This window comes from Streptomyces sp. NPDC046349 (genome assembly GCF_055587885.1).
On the sequence record NZ_JBVJFK010000012.1, the window covers coordinates 78,638 to 99,072 of the forward strand.

A 20,435-nucleotide genomic window follows, 5' to 3' on the forward strand; every position below is an offset into this window, starting at 1 on the left:
CACCCTGCGTACCACCCTGGGTGTTACCCGAGCCGCCACCCTGCGTACCACCCTGGGTGTTACCCGAGCCGCCACCCTGCGTACCACCCTGGGTGTTACCCGAGCCGCCACCCTGCGTACCACCCTGGGTGTTGCCGGGCGTGTTGCGCTTCTTCTTGTGGTCGTTCTTCTTGTGGTCGTGCTTCTTGTGGTCGTGCTTGTTGTGGCTGGCGACGCTCTCCACGGACATGGTGGGGGCCGCCATCGCGGAGGACGAGGGGATGAGGACCCCGCCGGCGATCGCGGCGGCCGCGACGGCGGTCGCGAGGCGGAACCGGCGCTTGGGGCGGGTGGACTCAGACGTCTCGAACTTACGGTTCATGGTTTTCTCCTGATCGAAATCGGAGCCTGGGCAGGTTCCGAAAGATTCGTGGCCTCCGCGATGTGGGAGTTTTTCCCCACCGCGCCTGCGGCCTCGTTTCCTTTTCGGTGGGGCCGCATATCCAGTAGGCCTCTTCACCGTGGCAACGTCACGTTCCGGGAATTCGTGGCTTGACGTTTTCGCGGATGTGGTTCAACCGGAACCGAGGCTGTCGGGCCCGTCCGTCCGCGGTGGCGTGAAAACGATCATCGGGGCCGTCGTCGGGGCGTGTGATCCCTATGCTGACGGGATGCTCGACATACCTCTTTCAGCGCTGGAAGTCGCGATGGTGCAGACAGGCACCCGCGCGGTGGAGACCCTGCGGGACACCGCGGTCTTCGCTCGGGAAATGGAGCGGCTGGGTTACCGCCGCCTCTGGTATGCGGAGCATCACCACTCCCCCGCGATCGGTGCGTTCCCGCCGGTCGTGCTGACGGCGCATGCGGCCGCCTCGACCTCGGTGATCCGTCTCGGTTCGGGCGGGGTGCTGGCCCCCAACCATGCGCCGATCACGCTGGCGGAGCAGTTCGGGACGCTGGCCGCCCTGCACGAGGACCGCATCGACCTGGGCATCGGCCGCGGTCCGGGCACCTTCGACGAGGCCGTCGCCCGGGCGCTGCGCCGCGGTGCCGGGCCGGCGTCGGACGCGGAGTACCGGGAGGACGTGGCCGCGATCCTGTCGTTCCTGGTGGAGGAGGTCGCGCTCGGTCCGCTGCCGGAGCCGTGGCTGCTGGCCTCCTCTGCCGCGGGAGCCGCTCTCGCCGCGGCCCTCGGCCTGCCGGTCGCGATCGCGCACCACATCCGTCCGGACAACACCCTTGCGGCTGTGGAGGGTTACCGGGCGGCGTTCACCCCGTCCCGCTGGTGCGAGCGGCCCCGGGTGCTGCTGTGCGTGGAGACGGTGTGCGCGCCGACGGAGGAGGAGGCCGTGTGGCGGGCGGGTCCGATGAACGTCGTCAAGGCCGGGCTCCTGCAGGGGTTGAGCCAGACGCCGTTCCCCACGCCCGCGCAGGCGGCCGCGCATCCCTTCACGGAGCAGGAGCGGCGGGCGCTGGACGGTTTCCGTGCGCAGCAGGCGGTCGGGGCGCCCGAGGCGGTGGTGGGGCGGCTGGCGCAGCTGGCCGGTGAGACCGGGGCGGACGAGCTGATGCTGGCCACGCCCGTCTACGACCTGCGGGAGCGGATCGGTTCCTACGAGCTGGTCAGGAAGTACTGGGGGGCGGCGACGGCTTTGTAGGCGGGGCGGTGGGGGCTGTTTTCTCGTACGCCGGAATCGTTTTTCGCAGGTGCGTGCGAAGGGGTGGCGGGAGTGGCTGTTACAGGGCTTGGAACCCGTTCGGCGCAGCGGCGGGGCCGCGGCCGGGGCGGGGGTGCGGCTGTGGGGGGGTACGGCCGGGCAGGCAGCGCACGGGTTGGGCGGTGAACTGCCGCGACCGGGGCGTCAATCCGGTTTGACGGTTACCCGCTACAAGGGAGAGTTACGGACATATCCGGATTGGGAAACAGGGGGTGGGTGGGCGGTGTCCGGGTGTCGGCGGGGGCCAGAGTGTGGCTCCTCGGCCGGACGCCGGGAACCGTTTCAGGCCAGACCGGCACGCACCCGTGCGTGTGTGCGATGTGCATGTCGCCGGTCGGGGCCGTCCGTTGAAGTCGAAGGGGTCCCTCCTCCATGTCCGCTTCCCTCGCCACCCGCCGCGCCCTCGCCGCCCTCCTGGCCGCCGGCACCCTCCTCGGCGCCGCCGCCCTGCCCGCCGCGGCCGACGACCACCGCCGCGACCACCGCACCCGGCACTCCGCCCTCGTCATCGGCGACGTCCAGTACGACAGCCCCCACCGCGGCGACCGCTCCAACCGCGCCCTCAACCGCGAATGGGTCGAGATCAAGAACACCGGCCGCCACAGCGTCAACCTCCGCGGCTACACCCTCACCGACCAGCAGGGCAACCGCTACCGCTTCCCCGACTTCCGCCTCGAGGGCCGCTCCGCCGTCAAGGTCCACACCGGACAGGGCCGCGACACCCGCCACGACCTCTACCAGGACCGCAACCGGCAGGTCTGGAACGACCGCGACACCGCCACCCTCCGCGACCACCGCGGCAACGTCGTCGACACCGAGTCCTGGGGCCGCCGCGGACACCAGCACCGCGGCTGATCCCGCCCGGCGGTCGCCCCGACGGGGACGGTGACCGCCGGCTGCCGGGGTGCGGCGTGTCACGGCCGGGCGGGCCGTGGCACGCCGCACCCGTGTCCGCACCATGCCCGCACCCGTGCGTGCCCGTGCCCGTGTCCGTGTCCGCGCCTGTACTCGTGACGTGCTGTGGCCGTGGGCGCGGGATGTGTGGCCGGTGCGCGTGCATTCGGGTGGCGGCGTGCCGTGTCGGGCCGGTGGTGCGGGCCCGGTTCGCGATGCTGGGCCGGGCGTCGCGGCCTCGCGGCCGGCGCCCGCTGCCCCTCTGTCCCACAGCAAGGTAGGAGTACGGCATGACGGCGGACGCGGTCGGGCGTTTCCTGGCGGCTCTGGAGCCGCACCGGCGGGAGGCCGTGGCGGGCCGGCCGCGCGAGGAGCAGGAGCGGCTGGCGGCCGCGTGGGAGGAGGAGCTCGGTTCGGACGACGAGCTCGACACCCTCGACGAGCTCTCCCCGCCTGCGGCGGAGGCGGAGGCGGCCCGCCGGGTGATGGACCGCGAGGCCTGATCCGGCCTCCGGCGCCTCCGCGGGCCGGTGGGGCCGGTGGGGCCGGGGCGGATATGGGGTTGGCGGGCGGGCGCGGCTGGGGAAGACTGCGGCGCGTGCGTGATCATCTTGAAGTGTCCCGGGGTCTTCGGCTGCGGCGCTGGTCGCCGGCGGACGCCGGGGCGGTGCTGGCGGCGTTCGCCGATCCGGTGATGGCGCGGCAGGCCGCTGAGCCGGTCGCGACCCTGTCGGCGGCACGGCGGTGGCTGGCGGCCCGGGCGGAGCAGTGGGACGCGGGATCCTCCTACGCCTTCGCGGTCGTCGACGGTGCGGACGCGGTGCTGGGGAATGTGGCGGTCGGCGCCGTCGATCTGCGTCACCGGACGGGGTGGGTGTCGTACTGGACGGCCGCGGCGGCCCGCGGGAGGGGCGTCGCTTCGGGCGGCTGCCGTGCGGTGGCCGGCTGGGCGTTCGAGGACGCCGGTCTGTTCCGGCTGGAGCTGGGCCACCGGGTCAACAACCCGGCGTCGTGCCGGGTGGCGCGGGCTGCGGGCTTCGCGGTCGAGGGGGTCCAGCGTCACAAGCTCGAGTACGACGGTGTCCGCTACGACGTCGAGCTGCATGCCCGGCTGGCGACCGACGCCGTACCGCCGCCCGTGCGGCCGGGGCGGGCGGCCGCCGGCTGAGGCCGGGCCGGCCGCCGGGCGCGCCGCCTGCCGGCCCCGCCCATGGTGTGGTCGCGGCGGGTGAGCCGTCGTGGGGTTTGCGGTTCCCGGTGCCTCGAAGGACGCCGCGGGCGTCGTGCCCCGGTGGATCCGGGTGGGCCAGGGGCGGGCTGCCCCGGTGGTGCCTGCCGTAAGCGGCGTGTGCCGGCCGTGAACAGTCGGGAGGACCACGGCAGGCCCGGCGGGCCGGGGCTTCGACGCCGCCCGGGTGGCCGAGGGGCCCCGCCGCGGCGGCGGGCGTGGAGGCTTTCGGCTGTTTCGGCGCCGCTCGGGGGACGGGCGGGCCGCGGGGCGGTGCGGGGGCGGGGGCGGGTGGGGGTGGGGGTGGTGTCCTTGGTGCGGGGGCATCGGGGGGTGTCGCGGAGGGGGTGGGGGCCCGGTCGGGGTTTTCCGGTCCGGCCGGCCGGGCCGGTTTCCGGGGCGGGGTGCGGGGTCAGCGGCGGTGGATGCGCTCGACGTCGTACCAGCGGGAGACGCAGGCGGCGACCCAGTCCCGGCCGTAGGCGGTGGTGAAGAACGGTTCGGCGAGGCTGCCGATGGGCAGCGGGCGGTAGCCGATGTCCGTGGCGCCCCGGGCCGCCTCGGCGCGGATGCGGGCGTTCTGGGCGTCCCAGGCGATGGAGCGGGCCACCGTGGTGGTGGTGAGCTGCTGGAGTCCGGGGACGAGGGAGGCCGTCGAGGCGAGCGTCAGGCAGAACGCGGCCGTGGCGCAGGCCGCGAGGGTGCCCGGGCCGGCGGGGCGGCGGGCGGCCAGGCGCGGGCCGGCCCATGCGCCCAGCAGGGCTGCGTAGCCGCACAGTGCCAGTTCCATGGGCAGCAGGTAGCTGGTCCAGGTGCGGGCGTACGTCCAGCCGGTGGGGCCGTATCCGCTGCGCAGGCCGGCCGCCACCGCGAAGGATCCCAGGACGACCACGGGCAGGGGGAGCAGCAGCAGGGCGGCCCGGGTCCCCCGCCCGGGCGGGGGCGGGAGTGAGGCCGGGGGTGAGGCTGAAGGTGGGGTCGAGGGTGAGGGTCGGGGGGTGCGGAGGGTGGCGGCCAGGCCCAGGAGGAGGCCGGCGGCCGGGGCGGCGAGGTAGGCCCACTGTCCGGTGACGGTGTCCCACATGTGGAGCCAGTCCTCGTAGGTGGCGTGCAGTTCGCCCGCGGAGAGCAGTGGCTCCTTCTCGGGCTGCTGGGCGCGGCGCCAGCGGGCGCCCGGGGAGGTGTGGAGGACGGCGAGGCCGCACAGCAGGCCGGTGCACCACAGCAGGCACCAGGTGAAGGGGCGCCAGGTGGTGGCCAGGCGCAGGCGTGGCAGGCACAGCAGGGCGGTCAGGGCGGCGGTGAGGCCGCTGACGAGGGCGAAGGGTTCGCTGAGGGTGCCGAGGGCGAAGCCGGTGAGGAGGGCGCCGGCGAGGCCGGCGGTGCGGACGGCCGGGTGGGGGTGGGTGGCGGTGGCCAGGGCCAGCAGGAGGGCCCACAGGCCGATGACGCAGGGCAGGGTGTGGGAGATGGTGGCGGGGGCCCACAGCAGGACCTGGTAGCTGCGGGTGCCCGCGAAGTAGAGGAGGGCCTGGAGGACCAGGGCGCAGGCGGTCAGGAGCAGCAGGGGCGGGGCGTGGCCGAGGGCGCGCAGGAGGCGGCGGCCCAGCAGGACCAGGGCGGCGGTGAGCAGGACGGTGAGGAGGGTGGGGAGGATCTTGGTGCCGGCCGGTCCGCCGCTGTAGAGGAGGCCGCTGAGGAAGGCGTTGGCGATGCGGCCGTTCTGGGTGGTGTAGAAGTCGGCGGTGATGCCGAGGACGCCCAGGTCGCGGGTTTTCCATGCGGCGCACCAGTCGTCGGAGGTGGGTCGGATGTAGAGGCCGAGGAAGCATCCGACGGCGACGAGGGCTCCGGCGGCGGCGAGGAGGGTCGCCGCGGCGGCGGGCAGGAGTGTGTGCGGGAGTGGGCGGGGGCCGGTTTTTCGGCCGGTGCGGGAGGAGGGGCTCACGCGTTCTTCCTCGCCCTCGGCCGCCATGGTGCTCATGGGCCTCCCCTTCGCAGCGGGGGCCCGTCGGGCAAGGGCGGCCGGTGCGCCCCGCCGGCTGTGGTGAGCGCACGGCCCGCGAGCCCCCATGATGTGCACGGTTCGCCGTGTCCGGCATCCCGGGCCGGGCCGGGGAGGGATGCGGTCCGGCGGTGCAGGGGCGGGCGGGGCGGGCGCGGGGCGGGCTGCTTGCGCGAGGGGGTGCGTGGGGGGTGGGGGTGGGCTCACCCGGGCGGCGGGGCTGCCGTGGCGGGTGGGGCGGTGGTCTTCGAGGATGAGTGGGGGTCAGGTTCCGCGCGGGCACCGCTGCGGCGAGTACGCGGGTGTGCGGGTGCGGCGGAGGGAGTGGCGGTGTCCGGTGTCCTCGGCTGTTGGGCGGTGGTCGCGGCGGCGTTGACGGGTACGGCCGTTCCCGTGTGCGGTGCGGGCGGTCATGCGCCGTTGTCGGGGCTGGCCGCTCCCGCTGTCGGTGTGTTGTCGAATGCGAGTGCCGCCGAGGGGGTTTCGGCATCGTTGGCCGCCGGTGCCCGGTATGTGGAGGGCAGCAACGTGCTGCGGCTGGCGTCGGGGCGGTGGCGGTACCTGCCGCCGGGGCGGTCGGTGTCGGTGGTGGTCGCGGCCGGGGACGCGGGGGCGCTGCGGCAGATCGGGCAGAGCCGGGCCTGGCTGGCTTCCGGCCGGGTCCCGGGCCGGTCGGCGGCCGAGCGGGCGGCGGCCGGGCGGGCGCTGCTGGCGATGCGGGCGCTGCTGCGGCCCAATGGGGCGATGGCGGCGGGGTGGAGTCCGGGCTGGATGTACTCGTGGCCGCGGGATTCGAGTTTCGCGTGTGCGGCGTTCGCGCTCACCGGGCATGACGCGGAGGCTTTTCGGATCCTGCGGCACAGTGCGGCGACCCAGCGCCGGGACGGCAGCTGGGAGGCGCGGACGAAGCTGGACGGTTCCGGTCCGCCGGACGGCAGGCGGTGGCAGCTCGACGCCAACGGCTGGGTGCCCTGGGCGGCGTGGCAGTGGTATCGGGCGGCGCCGGTGCAGGGGCGGCGGGAGCGGCTGGCGGTCCTGTACCCGATGATCGTCAAGGCGGCCGACCGTGCGGCGCGTTCCCTGGGGGCGGACGGGTTGCCTCCGGCTTCTCCGGACTACTGGGAGCTGATGACGGCCACGGCGAACATCGGTACGGCCGCGCCGTTGCTGGCGGGGCTGAACGCGTCGGCGGACCTGGCGCGGGAGGCGGGCCGGTGGCAGGACGCGGTGCGCTGGGGGCGGGCGGCGCGGCGGCTGTCGGCGGGGATCTCCGAGCGGTTCTTCCCGCTCGGCTACCAGCGGACCGTCGACGGGCGGCACGGGCGCGACAGTGCGGTGGCGTTCATGGCGCCGCCGTTCAACGCGGCGGCCGCCGGTGTGCCGGCGGCGTTGGAGGCCACCTACCGGGCGTTGCTGCTGCCCAACGGGGGGCTGACTCCGGGCAATGATCCGGGGGCGCCGTGGGGGGCGGTGGCGTGGACGCCCAGTACGGCGTTCTTCGCGCTGGCGTGGGCGGCGGGGGGCCGGCCGGCGAAGGCGGGGCCGGTGCTGGAGTGGGTGTTGTCGAAGCGGAACGGGCTGGGTGAGCTGCCGGAGAAGGTGGACGGGTCGGGTCGGCCGGCGTCGGTGGCGCCGCTGGCGTGGACGGGTTCGATCGTGGTGCTGTCGCTGGTGGCGCTGGAGGCCGGCGGGCTGTCCGCGCCGCCCCTGCGGCCGTAGGCGGGGGGGTCAGAGGGGTTGGGTCGCCGTGCCCGGGGGCGGGGCGGTGCGGACCTTCTCCAGGGCGGCCAGCAGGCGGCGGTAGGCGGCCTGTTCGGCGGCCACCGCCTGCCGCAGCCGGTCCGGGGCGGGGTGGCGGGGGTCCTGCCGGGCGGGCGCCGACGCCTGCGCCCGGCCCGGCGCCCGGTCCTGGGCCTCGGCCCGGTCCTGGGTCTGGTCCTGGGTCTGGGTCTGGGCCTGTTCGCGGGCTCGGGACTGGGCGTGGGTCTGGGCCTGTTCGCGGGCGTGGGCGGTGGCGGCCAGGCGCAGGGCTCTGGCCCGGCGTACCTCGCTCTCGGCTTCGAGGCAGGCCTGGTCGAGGAGGCGGTGGTCGAGGACTTCGGTGACGGCGCGTCGGGCCAGGGCGTCGAGGCGGTCGAGGCGGGCGGCGCAGTGGTCGGGGGCGGGGGTGGCGCAGCCCTGGGCGAGGGCGGCGGAGAGGGCGTTCAGGGTGGCGGCGAGCCGCGGGTACTCCCAGGCCGGGGCGGTGTCGTGACGGCAGCCGGTGGCCAGGGCGGCGGCGAGGCAGAGGGCCAGGGCGAGGCCGCGGACGGCTGTCGTCCCCGGGCGGATGCGGGCGCGGGTGCGCGGGTGGGTGCGGGTGCGCGGGTGGGCGGTGCGGGAGGCGGTCACGGAGGACCCCGATCGCCGGTGGTCAGGGCGGGGGACGGCCGGAGTGGCCGGGGCGGCCGGGATGGCCGGGGCGGCGGCAGTGGCGGGGAGGGCCGGGGCGGCGGGGTTGGCCGGGGTGGCCCGGGCGGCAGGGATGGCGGGAGCGGCGAGGTCGGCGGGAGTGGCCGGGGTGGCCGGGACCGCGGGGGTGGTCCGGACGGTGGCCGGGGTGGTCATCGTCGCTCGGGGTGTTCACCCGTGCCACCGGAGCCCTGGCGGGCGGCCTGGGCGAGGGCGGTGGGTGCGACGGCCCGGTGCCACGGTACGGACGGCGCCGGCCCGCCGGGGGTCGGGGTGGGGGCGGGCGGGGGTGTGGTGGTGAGGTGCAGGACGGCGTCCAGGCCGAGGGCGGCGGCCAGGCCGGTGCCGTCGGGTGCGGTCACGGCGGCCGGGGCGCCGGTGTAGAGCATCTGGGACTCCGACCAGGCGGGCGTCCGGCCGGGGAGGGTGACGGCGGCCGTGCCGGTGGCGGCGCGGCCGGCGAGGAGGTGGCCGGCGGTGCCGAGGGCGCCGTAGCCGCCTTCGCCGCCGGCGTCGGCGAGCGGGGAGAAGCCGGGCGCGGCGGCGGTGGCGGTGGCGGTGGCCAGGGTGGTGGTGACGGTGCCGGTGGAGGGGCGGCGGAAGGAGAGGAGGACGCCGTCGCCCTGCGGTGTCGCGGAGAGCACGCCGGTGGTCGCGGGCAGGTCGGTGGGGAAGGGTCCGGCGAGCGGGGCGCCGGGGGCGGGCTGGGTCCAGGCCAGGACGGTGCGGTCGGTGGCCGCGTACACGTGGCGGCGTCCGGCGCTGTCGGTGGCGGTGACCGGGTCGCCCTGCAGGCCGGTGCCGCCCAGGGTCTGCCACGGGCCGAAGGCGGTGTCGGGGGCCGGCTGGGTGCGGGCGTGCAGGGTGCGTCGGGAGTCGCGCATGTAGACGGTGATGCGGCCGGCGGCGTCCACGGCGGCGGTCGGTGCGCCGAGGGCGGTGGTGGCGGAGGTGTCGCCGGTGTCGGGGGTGCCCAGGCTCTGCCAGGGGCCGAAGTCGGTGCCGGGGGCGCTTTGGAGGGCGTAGACGGCCTCGCGCCGGTAGTCCTGGGGGGTGGTGCCCAGGGTGGTGCGGGTGGCGAGGACGGCGATGCGGCCGTCGGGGAGGCGGGCGGTGGACGCGCCGGCGTCGATGGCGGTGCCGGGGGCGGTGGCGGGCAGGAAGCGGGGGCCCTGCCAGTCGGCGGTGGGGCCGGGGCGGGTCCAGTAGGCCATCTGGCCGTCGAGGGCGGCGAAGGCGTAGAGCCGGCCGGGGGTGCCCTGGGTCATCCAGGTGGTGCTCTCGCCGCGGCTGTAGCGGATGGTCTGGTTCCATCCGGCGCCGGTGGGCCGGGTCGCGGTCTTGCGATCGCCGCAGCCGGCGGGGCTGCCGCACCAGTCCTGGTGGTCGCTCCAGGCGTAGGTCTTGAGGTAGCCGAGCTTCTCCTCGGCGGCCTTGGCGTCGAGGGTGGGGGGCAGGGAGCTGTTGGGGTAGCTGACGTAGTTCTGGACCGAGAAGTGCGGGCGGCCGGTGGAGGCGGCGTAGCGTTCGGTGGCCGCCTGCACGAAGCGGGCCCCGTACATGTGGTCCTGGTGGTCGAGGAAGGCGCCGGCGGGCCGGGTGCGGCCGGGGGTGGGGTCCTGGGTGCGGATGGTGGTGGGCTTGTAGAGCGCGAAGACGTTCGCGATGGCCTGGACGGCCTGCTCCTTGGTGTAGGAGAAGGGGGAGGTGACGGGTGTGCCGGAGGCGAGCTGGGAGCCGAGGGCGGGGACCTTGCCGTCCCACAGGCCGCGCAGGCTGTCGGGGTTGTCGCCGGAGATGCTGCGGGCTTCGCGCATCTGCATCCACACCAGGTTGACCTCGGGGCGGGCGAGGAGGACGTCGACCTCGGCGCTGCCGCCGCCGGTGGTGGGTACGGAGGTGCGCTGCCAGGCGCTGGTGCGCCGGCCGGTGGCCATCTCGGCGTAGGCGGCGCGTATGCCGTTCTGGCGGGCCTCGGCGTAGGCGGCGTGGTCGGCGGGGCGGGCGGGGTCTTGCAGGTGGGGGCTGTGGGCTTCGTTCCTGCCGTCGGATTCGCCGGCGGTCAGGTAGACGGTGGTGACCTTGACGCCGGTGGATATGGAGCGGCTCAGGTCGGGGTTCATGAAGAAGAGGTCGTCGTCGGGGTGCGCGACGACCTGGAGGACCGTGCCCTGGGTCACGCTGGGGCGCAGGGGGGCCTGGGGGGTCTGGGGGGCTGCGGGCCGGGGGGCGCTGGTGTATCCGTAGGCCCAGGTGGTGATCCCGGCGGCGCCGACGGTGAGTGCGGCGAGCAGGGCCGCGGTGCGGGTGCGGCTGGCCAGGGACATCTGCGGGCGCCTTGGGGTCGGTCCGGTGCGGGTGTGCGCCGAAGGGCGGGAGTCGGTGCCCCGATGGCTCCAGCACTCCCGGAGACGACCGGGGCCGATTATGCCTCGCGGGTTTTCTGCTGACACACCATCAAGAGGCATATGGAAACAAACCAGTTGAATGCCAGATATGGGCAGCTTGTCCGTATTTGGCACTGGTTGGGTGGGGGTTGGGGCGGGGGCGGCGTGGTGTGCGTCACTCCCGGGGCGCTCCGGGCGGGCGGGGGGCGGGCCGGGGTCCGCGGGGCTGCGGGGGTGGTGCGCGGGGGTCCGGGCGGGAGGGTTTTCACGGGCTTCTGCCGGGCTTTTACCGGCTTTTGCGGGTTTCTGCGGGTTTCCTCTGCGGGTGTTGGGCCGGCCGCGGCCCGCAGGGCGGGGCGGCGGGCGGGCCGTGGCCGGGCGGGGCGGCGGTGAGGTCGCTCACACCGCCCGGGGCGCGACGGCCGCCGGGCGGCCACCACGGCGACGCGGGATGGGCCGAGGGGCGGACTCGCGCGGCGACGAGGGCGGCGGCGGGCGGCCTCGCGCGGCGACGGGGGCGGCGGCGGGCGATCTCGCGCGGCGGCGGGCCGGGGGCGCTCCCGCGGCGACGGGGGCGGCGGCGGGCGGCCACCGCGGCGACGCGGGATGGGCCGAGGGGCGGACTCGCGCGGCGACGAGGGCGGCGGCGGGCGATCTCGCGTGGCAACCAGGTGGGCTGGTGGGCACTCGCGTGGCGAGGGGGTGGGCCGGTGGACAGGGCCGTCTGTTGTGGATCCTGTCGGGACCGCTCCGCCGGCTGATCCGCAAGAGGCGGCCGGGGGCAGGCGGGCGGGCACCGGCGGGCGGTCGCGGTGCCCCGTGTCCGGTCCCGGCGCACGGCCCGGGTCAGGTGGCCGCTGCCGTCGCGGCGGACCTGCCGCGAACGGTGCGGCGGCGTGCGGCAGCCGCACCGGCGCACCCGCCGGCGAGGGCCGCGGTCCCGCCGGGGAGGCGGGTGCCGGTTGTGCCGCGGCAGCGCCTTGGGCGGTGGGGTGTTCGCGCCGGCAGGCGGGAAAACCGATGCCCGGGTGGGCCTGCTCCGTCAGGGCGCCGCCCGGGCAGGCCTGCCCGAAGCCGGCGGACCCGGCCCCTGCACGCTGCGGAGTTCATCGCCGGGGCAGGAATCCCCCCTTGGAGCGGGCTGTGCGCCGTGCCCCGGCGTCCGGCCGGGCCGCGCGGGCCGGCGGTCGCGGTGCCCCGTGTCCGGTCCCGGCGCACACCCCGGGGCCAGTGGGCCCGGCTGGGCCCGGCGCCCGGTCGGGGCGGCCCGCCAGGTCCTCGGGTCCGCCCGCCGCGGCCGGGAAAGCCGGAGCGGGCAGGACGGCCGAAGGGGCCGGGAAGGGCTCTAGCGCCGCGGGCGCGGTCGGCGTTCTCCGCCCGCTGCGGCAGCGCCGTGGGCGGGGCGGCAGCGCCGTGGGCGGGCCTGCTCCGTCAGGGCGCCGCCCGGGCAGGCCTGCCCGAAGCCGGCGAACCCGGCCCCTGCACGCTGCGGAGGTCTCTGCGCAGGTCGCTGCCGGGTCAGGAATTCCCCGTGGAGCAGGGCGTGCTCCGGCCCCTGGCGGACCCGCCTGGTCCTCGGGTCCGCCGATCGGGCGCGGGGCGGCGGGGGCGGGGTGCGGTGTCCGCCGCGTCCGGGCCCTGTCGGCGGGACGGCAGGGCCGGGGCCCCCGCGGCGGCGTCCGGCAGGGGCGGCCGCGGCCTGCGGGGTGCTGGTGCTGGTGCTGGTGCTGGTGCTGGTGCTCTTGAGGCTCTGTCACCGCCACCTGCTCCCCCGGACCGGCGGCCGACAGCACCGGCGTACGCGTCGATCGGCGCGGCAGCCGGGCGGGGTGTGCCGGGTCCGGGGGCGGCCCCGGGAACAGGGCTCCAACGGCGGTGGCGGGCGTGTGCGTTCGCCCTGTCACGCGACCGCGGCGGGCGCTGCGGGCGTAGGGGGCTGCGGGCGTGGGGGCGCCGCCGGGCCGCAGGCGGCGGGGCCGCCCCCTTTTTTTTCGGGTCCGCGCCGCCGCCGGGGGCCCTCGCCCGCGCGACGCCCGCCTGCGCCCGCGTACGTCTGCCTGTGCCCCGCCTCCGGCCCCTGTGCCTGCCTGCCGGTCGGTGCTACTTCAGGCCGATCTCCTGGCATGCGGCCTTGAGGGCGTCGGTGCAGATCTCGTCGATGGTGTAGACGCCGTCGAGGACCACGGTGCTGCGGATGTTCTCGCGGGTCACCGACGTGCCGGGGATGAGGACGGCCGGGATGCGCTTGGTGGTCGGGCTGCTGACCATCTGGTTGATGATCCCGTCGATCTTCTCGCCCTGGGCGAGGAGGACGGCGAGTTCGGCGGCGGCCTCGGCCTCGCGGGCGTAGGGCTTGTACACGGTCATGTACTGCTCGCCGGCGACGATGCGCCGCACGCCGGCGAGTTCGGCGTCCTGGCCGGTGACCGGGGGCAGCGGGGAGACGCCGGCGGCCTTGAGGGCGGTGATGATGCCGCCGGCCATGCCGTCGTTGGCGGAGTAGACGCCGACGACCTTGTCCTTGCCGAGCGCGGAGAGCGCGGCCGCCATGTTGGTGTTGGCGTTCTCCGGCTTCCACTCGACGGTGTCGTACTCCTTGCCGATGCTCGCCTTGCCGTCCAGGACGGAGCGGGCACCGGACTTGAAGCTGGCGGCGTTGGGGTCGGTGACCGCGCCGTTCATCATGACGATCTTGCCGTTCCTGGCCTTGTCGCCCAGGGCTTCCAGCAGGGCCTTGCCCTGGACGCGGCCGACGTCCTCGTTGTCGAAGGAGGTGTAGGCGTCGATCGGGCCCTCGGCCAGGCGGTCGTAGGCGACCACCGCGATGCCCGCCTCCTTGGCCTTCGTCACCGCCCCGGCGATGGCCTTGGAGTCGACCGCGTCGATGACCAGGACGTCCACCTTGTCCTTGATCATCGCTTCGGCCTGGGCGCTCTGCCGGGCCGCGTCCCCGGCCGCGTTGGCGTAGAGCACCTTGCCCTTGCCGAGGGTCAGCAGGGCGACCTTCTTCTCCATCAGCGGCTTGTCGAACTTCTCGTACCGCGCGGTGTCGTTCTCCGGGAGCAGCAGGCCGATCCGGACCGCGCCGTCCGCGCCGCTGCCACTGCTGCCGGCGCTGCTGCCGTCGGTGGTGCCGCAGGCGGTGAGCGTGACGGCGAGCGCCGCAACGGCAAGAGCAACGGGGGCACGCCCCAGATACGCGTTCACGAGGTGAGCCTCCCTGACGGGGCCGTCTGTACGGCCGAGGTGAGGCAGTCAACGTGCCCGCACCGCTGTCGTCAAGAAGTGAATCCTTAACGAGATGGCAACGCTGTCATCGTGCGGCCCACCGGGCCCGGTCAGGGTTTTCCTTCACCGGTGAGGTGTGTGTGGGCTGGTGTGGCGTCAACTCCTGAAGGGTGGGGGGTGGGTGGGTGTTCGACATCCGGCGTCGAGGTGTTCTCAGGGGGCGGTCGTGGCGCGGTGGGGGTCATCGGCGGGCGGGGCGGCGGACGCCGAGCGCAGGGCGAGGAGGTATCCGGCCTGGAAGCGGCTCTCGGCGCCCAGTTCGTCCATCAGCTCGGCGATGTGGCGCCGGCAGGTCCGCAGGGACATGCCGAGGCGGCGGGCGATGAGCTCGTCCTTGGCGCCGTCGGCCAGCCGGGCGGCGATCGCGTCCTGCAGCTGGGTCGAGGCGGTCGGGGTGTAGGAGGCGGAGAAGGGCTCGGCCAGGCTCCAGGCGTTGGCGAAGACCGAGCACAGGAAGGCGACGGCGGAGGGTTCGCGCAGGACGACGGCCGCGTCGGGGTTGTCCCATACCGGGAGGAAAGCCGTGGCGCGGTCGAAGACCAGCATCTTGCCGAAGAGTTCGCCCAGGGTGCGGACCTCGGCGCCGGCGGCGCCGACGGCCTGGACGTACTCCTGGGTGCCCGGGCTGTAGCGGGCGGTGTGCTGGTAGAGGGTGTGCAGGCGCACTCCGCGGCCCAGCATCTCCAGGTCCCGCGGGAGTGCGCGCTCCAGGTAGCCGGGCGGGCGGCCGCCGCCGGGCTGGACGGTGAGGACCTCCTGGGTGCAGCGGGCCGCGGTGTCGGCGATGAGGAGCATGACGCGGTCGCGGGACTCGACCACCTCGACGGCGCCGGAGTCGGCGCCGCGGCGGTAGGTCTCCTCGTACAGGGGGATCAGCGAGCTGAGCCTGGCGCGGGTGCGCTCCAGGGTCTCCAGACGGCGGCGCAGCCGGTTCTCCTCCGGTCCCACCAGTTCGGCGGCGGCGGTGTAGGGGCTGACGGCCCGCCACCGGGCGCGTGTGCCGTCGGGGTCGCGGGCCAGAAGGCGGTGGCGGACCAGTTCGGCGGCGGCGTGTTCGGCGTGTTCCTCGGCGAGGCCGAGTGCGGCGGCCAGGGCGCGGGTCGGCTGGGGGCCGCCCTCCAGCAGGCGGGTGTAGAGCCTGACCGCGGTCGGGCCGAGTTCCGCGGTGTCCCCCGCAACCGCGGCGGGGTCCGGGGACCCGGCCGCGGCCGGGCCGGGAGGCGGGCACGCGGCCGGAGCCGGGTCCCGGTGAGCGGCCCGGTCCGGGTCCCGGTGGGCGCCCGCGGCCGGGCCCGGGTCCGCAGCGGAAACCGGGTACGCGACCGGAGCGGGCGCGGGGTCCGGGACCGCAACCGGGCCCCGGACCGGGCCCGGGTACCCGGCCGGAGCCGGATCCTGGTCCCGGTACGCAGGCGGACCCGGGCCTCGGTCGGGGGCCGCGCCGGCCGCCGGGTCCGGGGCTCGGTCGGGGGCCGCGCCGGGCGCCGGGACCGCAGCCGGGCCGCCGGGCGGGACGGCGGCCCGGCGGCCGGGGTCCGGGTACGCGGCCGCGGCCGGGCCGGGGGGCGGGCACGCGGCCGGAGCCGGGTCCCGGTGAGCGGCCCGGTCCGGGTCCCGGTGGGCGCCCGCGGCCGGGCCCGGGTCCGCAGCGGGAACCGGGTACGCGACCGGAGCGGGCGCGGGGTCCGGGACCGCAACCGGGCCCGGGTACCCGGCCGGAGCCGGATCCTGGTCCCGGTACGCAGCCGGGCCGGGGCCGCGGTGCGCGGCCGGAGCCGCAGCCAGGTCCGGGTCCCGTTGCGCGGCCCGGGCCGGACCGCGGACAGCTCCCGCAGCCGGGCCGGGGTTCGGGGCCCGGTCGGGGGCCTGACCGGGGAGCGGGACCGCAACCGGGCCGGGGTCGCGGTACACGGCCGGGCCGGGGTCGCGGTACGCGGCCGGAACCGGGTCCGGTTCGCGGTGCGGGACCGGGGCGGCCGGGTTCGGGGCGGGGCCGGGGTCCGGCGGAGGCGGTAAGGCTCCCGGCGTCTCTTCGGATGCCCCGGTATTGCTGGTTCTGTCCATGTTTTGCACCCCTCCCTTTCGTGCCACGCACCTTGCTGAGGCCCGCGCCCGCTGGACCCCGAGTTCCCGGCCGGAGATTCTTGGGTCACCGGAAAGAAAGACCCGGCAGGAATCAGCTCGGAATTCACTTTCTCAGGAGAACAGCATGAAGTTCACTCGGCTCCTTTGTGCGGCGGCGCTGGCCGTGGGTATTGCGGGCAGCATCGTTGCCGGCGCGGCGTCGGACTTCGGATCCGGTCCGGCTTCCGCACGGACCGCCGCGCCGTGCGACGTTCGTCCGGGGGACACCGAGTGGACCAACCCCGCACACCACTGCCCTCCGGCCCTCTAGAGCCGATCGGGCACCGCCAGGTTCCACCCTCACGCGAAAGTCACTGGAAGAATCCGATGCCGAACCCCCCTCCAGGCCGCAGGGAAGCGGGTCTTCCCTGGTGGCAGGCCCTCTCGCTGCTCTGCGCCGGATGCCTGGCCGTCCTGCTGCACCGACGGATCACCGGCCCCTCCCCCTCGCGGGCCCCCCTGCGCACCGGCGGCGGGAGGCCGCCGCACAACGACGCGGCCGCCCACCTCACCACTTCCTGGTGACGGAAAAACCCTTCCCCGCCCCCGATGACCGAGAGCGCTTTCAGTAAATCAGCAATCCGGGGCGGGAGAGGGGTCGGCCGAATGGGTTCGGCCTGAAATAGGCCCGATCCTTTCCTTTCCGGCCCACGGGCCCGCAGCGCGGGCGGGCACCTTCGGAAATCCTGTTCCGGTGGCGCACCATTCCCGACCCCGCATTTCGCCCCACCGCCCACTCCCAGCCCGCTCCCGGCCCACTCCCGGGCCGTCCCGGGCCGTCCATGGCCGCCCCCGGCCCACTCCCGGGCCGCCCCTGGCCGCCCCCGGCCTGCTCCCGGGCCGCCCAGGCCGCTCCCCGCCCGCTCCCGGGCCGTCCCTGGCCCCTCCCGCCCATCCCGAGGCCCGTCCGAGTCCCGCCCGGGCCGCGCCCCGGGCCGCTCCGGGACCGCTCCCGGACTTGCGGGCTCGCGCCGGGTCGGCTCGCGCCTCCGACGGCCGGCGGGGCTCTCACGACCACCGAATGTCCGATCCATCCCTTGAAGGAGAAAGTCATGCGTATCAGCCGCAAGCGTGTCGCCGTCATGATCGTCAGCTCGGTCGCCGCCGCGGGGGTCCTCCTGCCCTCCGCCGCCTCCTACGCCGCCCAGGCGCCCGCTCCGGCCGACCGGGCCGCGGTCTCGGGGGTCGCCCCGGGCGAGGCGGGCGCCCTCGCGGGGAAGGTCGACGTGGCCTCCGCGGTCCTCGACATCACCCAGAAGATCTTCAACATCGTCAACGAGGCCATCGAGCGCAAGCAGAACCGCTCCGGCTACGTGAAGTCCCTGATGGAGGGGGCCTTCTACGAGTCCGGCCAGCGCTACAACGTGATGGTCATCAACAACGCCAACAGCTACACCCCCAACCTGCACGGCGTGGTCTACGACGCCAAGGTCAGCGGCATCCACGGCACCTACCGGGTGCTGGTGTTCGAGTCGGGCCAGTTCACCAACCACGGCGACGGCGGCTGGATCAACTGGGCCTTCCGCGGCTGGTTCGACCGCGACGGCGGCCACGTGAACTTCCGCCGCTCCTGGTAACCCCGCCAACCCGCCCGCCGGCCCCGCACCCGCACCCGCACCCGCACCCGCACCCGCACCCGCCGACCCGGGCAGCCGGCGGCCCCTGCCCGGCCCCGGCCGGTATCGCCGCCCCGGCCCCTACGCCACGCCCCCCATCGTCCCCGTCGTCCCCGTCGTTCCCGTCGTTGTTTCCGTCCCCGTAGAACAGGACCCATCACCATGCGCCGCACCACCACGCTCGCCACGATCGCCCTGACCGCGCTCACCCTGACCGGGGCGGCCGCGCTCCCGGCCCAGGCCGCCGGGCATCCCGCCCCGGCCCCCGCCGCCGCCTCCTCCCCCGCCTCCTCCGAACCCGACGCGGCGGCCGCCGCCGACAAGAGCGTGAGCGTCAACGTCTCCATGGACCAGCTCGGCAGCGGCAAGGCCATCGCCGACGCCCTGCGCGGCATCAAGACCGACAACCGCGGCACCTTCGTGCAGGAAGCCGTCGACAAGGCGTTCAAGGCCGCCGGCAGCCGACACAACGTCATGCTGTTCAACCTCAGCCAGAACTACAACGACCAGTTCCAGGGCACCCGCGTCTACGCCAACGTCCAGTGGGGCAACATCCACTACGGCCTGTGGGTCTTCGAGTCCGGGCAGTTCACCAACCAGGGCGACGGCGGCTGGATCAACTGGGGCTTCGTCGGCTGGTACGAGCGCAACGGCGGGCACGTGAAGTTCAACCGCTCCTGGTGACACCACCAGGCCCACCGGCGGCCCCCTCTCCGGCCCCCGTCCGCACGGGACGCCGGAAAGGGGGCCGCCGGGCGTGCCCGCAACGGCCGTCAGCCCCCGGCAGAGGAGCACGCCACGACGATCCTCCACGCCGATCAGGCACGCTGCGCCCTCGGTCCGACCGTGCCGGTAGGCCCCGGACGCCTCCAGCGGCCGCGCGAGGCGTCCGCCGCCATACGACGGCGACGGCGACAGCCCACCGGACGCCGCCTCCCACGGCCCGCTGCGCCGTGCGGTGCCGGCCCGGCCAGGGCCCGGGAGACCGAACACCCCCCGCCCAGGCCCCCCACCGGGCCGGGCACCCGGAACCCCCGGGCCCCGGAGGGCGGAGCCGGCCCACTGAGCGGCAGACGACCGACCGGGGGCCGACCGGGTGGGCCGGCCGACTGGCAGCGGCGGCTGGCCGCCGGGAGCGGCCGACTGACAAGGCCGGCACGGCGGCGAGGCCGGGATGACGCAGCGCATGGCGGCGCAGGGCGGCGAGGCCGGGATGACGCGGCGCATGGCGACGTGACGGCGGGGCCGGCATGGCCGGGGTGACGGCGGGGGCCGAGGTGACGACGGGGCCGCCGGGGCCAGCACGGCGGCATGGCGGCCAGGCCGGGGTGACGGCGGGGCCGCCGGGGACGGGGAGCCCGGTGGGGTGGAGAGGGTGTGTCGGTACCGGGCGGAAAGGGCGCCGTCCGGCACGGTGGGCGCGAGCCGGCCGCCCGCGCGGGCGGCATCCGGGGCGTGTGTGAGGGGTTCGCATGGCCGACAACGACAACACCGGCAACGGCGCCGATACCCGCTCCACCGCCGCCAACGCCAACGCCAACGCCAACGCCAACGAAGGTGCCAACGGCGGTGGCAGCGAAGGTGCCAACGGCGGTGGCAGCGAAGGTGCCAACGGCGGTGGCAGCGGCAGCGAAGATGCCAACGGCGGTGATGGTGGCGGCGGCTCCGGTGCGGGCTCCGCGCCGGCCAGCCGCCGGTCCCTGCTACTGGCCGCCGGCTCGGCCGGAGCCGCCGCCGTGCTGGCCGCCGCATGCGCCGCCCCCGCCGGAACACGCACGGCGGCAGCACCGCCCCCCTCCCCGACCCGGCCCCCCTCGCCCGCCCCGTCGAGCGGGGCGAGGACCGCGGCCCCCGCCTGCGTCCTCGCCGTCGGGGCAGGCGCGGGACCGTACTACCTGGATGTGGACCTGGTCCGCTCCGACATCACCCAGGGCCGCGACGGAGTACCGCTGCGACTGGACCTGACGGTCGTACGGGTCCCCGACGGCTGCCGGCCTCTCCCGGCCGCCGCCATCGAGGTATGGCACGCCGACGCCGACGGCGACTACTCCACCGGCAAAAACACCTTCCTGCGCGGCACCCAGATCACCGACCGCGCCGGACACTGCGTGTTCCACACCATCGTCCCCGGCTGGTACGCGGGACTGGCCCCACACATCCACTTCAAGGTCCGCCCCGACAACCGCACCGAGACGACCTCGCAGTTCTTCTTCCCCGAGGACCTCCTGACCCAGGTCTACGCATCCCGGCCCTACACACGCCGCACCGCACCCCAGCACCCCAACCGGCACGACGACCGCTACCGGACCGCGGGAGCAGCCATGACCCTGCCCCTCACACCCGACGGCAACGGCTACCGCGCCACCTACACCATCGGCATCGCCTGACCCCCAACCCACCCGACCACCCCCACCCCCCACAGCCCGAACCGGGGAAACCCGCGAGCCCGGACCGGCAGGCCGCGACCGCGATCCGGAAACCGAACGACCCCAACCCCCAGCACACACCGAGCACCGAACACCAACCGGAGACCCGGACCCGAGCCGCCCCACCCGGGGACCAGGACAGAAGACCAGAGACCCGGAACCGAGGTGCCGAGGTGCCGAGGTGCCGAGGTGCCGAGGTGCCGAGGTGCCGGGGCCGGAACCCGAGCGGCCCGAACCAGGGGCCGCGACCGGGAGGCCGGGACCGGGGTGCCGGAAACTACGTGCAGGGGCCGGGACCCGAGCGGCCCGAACCAGGGCC

The 20,435-nt window shown here is 75.6% G+C and carries 15 protein-coding genes; 9 read left to right on the forward strand and 6 right to left on the reverse strand.

Features of this window, described 5'->3' with window-relative positions:
- Positions 1-361 (reverse strand): hypothetical protein (locus tag ACZ6JS_RS27090; protein ID WP_469301702.1); only part of this gene is annotated, 361 nt, incomplete at its 3' end.
- Positions 362-650: 289 nt separating this feature from the next.
- Here ACZ6JS_RS27090 and ACZ6JS_RS27095 point away from each other — a divergent pair.
- The 4 genes from ACZ6JS_RS27095 (at position 651) to ACZ6JS_RS27110 (ending at position 3,759) form a co-directional block, all read left to right on the forward strand.
- On the forward strand, positions 651-1,637 hold the full coding sequence (locus ACZ6JS_RS27095; RefSeq protein ID WP_469301705.1) for an MsnO8 family LLM class oxidoreductase: 987 nt from the start codon (positions 651-653) through the stop codon (positions 1,635-1,637).
- Positions 1,638-2,069: 432 nt separating this feature from the next.
- On the forward strand, positions 2,070-2,552 hold the full coding sequence (locus ACZ6JS_RS27100; protein ID WP_469301706.1) for a lamin tail domain-containing protein: 483 nt from the start codon (positions 2,070-2,072) through the stop codon (positions 2,550-2,552).
- 329 nt (positions 2,553-2,881) lie between these two features.
- Positions 2,882-3,094 carry a hypothetical protein gene (locus tag ACZ6JS_RS27105; protein WP_469301708.1) on the forward strand — a complete coding sequence of 71 codons (213 nt, stop codon included), beginning with the start codon at positions 2,882-2,884 and terminating at the stop codon, positions 3,092-3,094.
- Positions 3,095-3,147: 53 nt separating this feature from the next.
- Entirely contained in the window at positions 3,148-3,759 is a 612-nt protein-coding gene (locus ACZ6JS_RS27110) for a GNAT family N-acetyltransferase (protein WP_469301710.1), read from the forward strand.
- 472 nt (positions 3,760-4,231) lie between these two features.
- Here ACZ6JS_RS27110 and ACZ6JS_RS27115 read toward each other — a convergent pair whose 3' ends face one another.
- Positions 4,232-5,803: a DUF6056 family protein gene (locus ACZ6JS_RS27115; protein WP_469301712.1), complete on the reverse strand. Its 1,572-nt coding sequence runs from the start codon at positions 5,801-5,803 to the stop codon at positions 4,232-4,234.
- Between the two features lie 534 nt (positions 5,804-6,337).
- On the opposite strand from ACZ6JS_RS27115, the gene ACZ6JS_RS27120 reads away from it, so the two are divergent.
- Entirely contained in the window at positions 6,338-7,543 is a 1,206-nt protein-coding gene (locus ACZ6JS_RS27120; protein WP_469301714.1) for a glycoside hydrolase family 15 protein, read from the forward strand.
- 9 nt (positions 7,544-7,552) lie between these two features.
- Here ACZ6JS_RS27120 and ACZ6JS_RS27125 read toward each other — a convergent pair whose 3' ends face one another.
- The 4 genes from ACZ6JS_RS27125 to ACZ6JS_RS27140 form a co-directional block, all read right to left on the reverse strand.
- Positions 7,553-8,431 carry a hypothetical protein gene (locus ACZ6JS_RS27125; RefSeq protein WP_469301716.1) on the reverse strand — a complete coding sequence of 293 codons (879 nt, stop codon included), beginning with the start codon at positions 8,429-8,431 and terminating at the stop codon, positions 7,553-7,555.
- Positions 8,428-10,602: a PIG-L family deacetylase gene (locus ACZ6JS_RS27130; protein WP_469301717.1), complete on the reverse strand. Its 2,175-nt coding sequence runs from the start codon at positions 10,600-10,602 to the stop codon at positions 8,428-8,430. The genes ACZ6JS_RS27125 and ACZ6JS_RS27130 overlap by 4 nt, the downstream gene beginning before the upstream one ends.
- 2,160 nt (positions 10,603-12,762) lie before the next feature.
- Entirely contained in the window at positions 12,763-13,869 is a 1,107-nt protein-coding gene (locus tag ACZ6JS_RS27135) for a sugar ABC transporter substrate-binding protein (protein WP_469301719.1), read from the reverse strand.
- 234 nt (positions 13,870-14,103) lie between these two features.
- Positions 14,104-16,014 carry a hypothetical protein gene (locus ACZ6JS_RS27140; protein WP_469301720.1) on the reverse strand — a complete coding sequence of 637 codons (1,911 nt, stop codon included), beginning with the start codon at positions 16,012-16,014 and terminating at the stop codon, positions 14,104-14,106.
- Between the two features lie 387 nt (positions 16,015-16,401).
- Between ACZ6JS_RS27140 and ACZ6JS_RS27145 the strand changes: the two genes are divergently transcribed.
- From ACZ6JS_RS27145 to ACZ6JS_RS27160, 4 genes are all read left to right on the forward strand, one after another.
- Positions 16,402-16,599, forward strand: a complete 198-nt coding sequence (locus ACZ6JS_RS27145; RefSeq protein ID WP_469301722.1) for a hypothetical protein — start codon at positions 16,402-16,404, stop codon at positions 16,597-16,599.
- A gap of 527 nt (positions 16,600-17,126) precedes the next feature.
- Complete coding sequence (locus ACZ6JS_RS27150) at positions 17,127-17,651, forward strand: stress protein (RefSeq protein WP_469301723.1); 525 nt, start codon at positions 17,127-17,129, stop codon at positions 17,649-17,651.
- 201 nt (positions 17,652-17,852) lie between these two features.
- Positions 17,853-18,374, forward strand: a complete 522-nt coding sequence (locus ACZ6JS_RS27155; RefSeq protein WP_469301725.1) for a stress protein — start codon at positions 17,853-17,855, stop codon at positions 18,372-18,374.
- Positions 18,375-19,162: 788 nt separating this feature from the next.
- Entirely contained in the window at positions 19,163-20,077 is a 915-nt protein-coding gene (locus tag ACZ6JS_RS27160) for a dioxygenase family protein (RefSeq protein WP_469301726.1), read from the forward strand.
- Positions 20,078-20,435 lie beyond the last annotated feature (358 nt).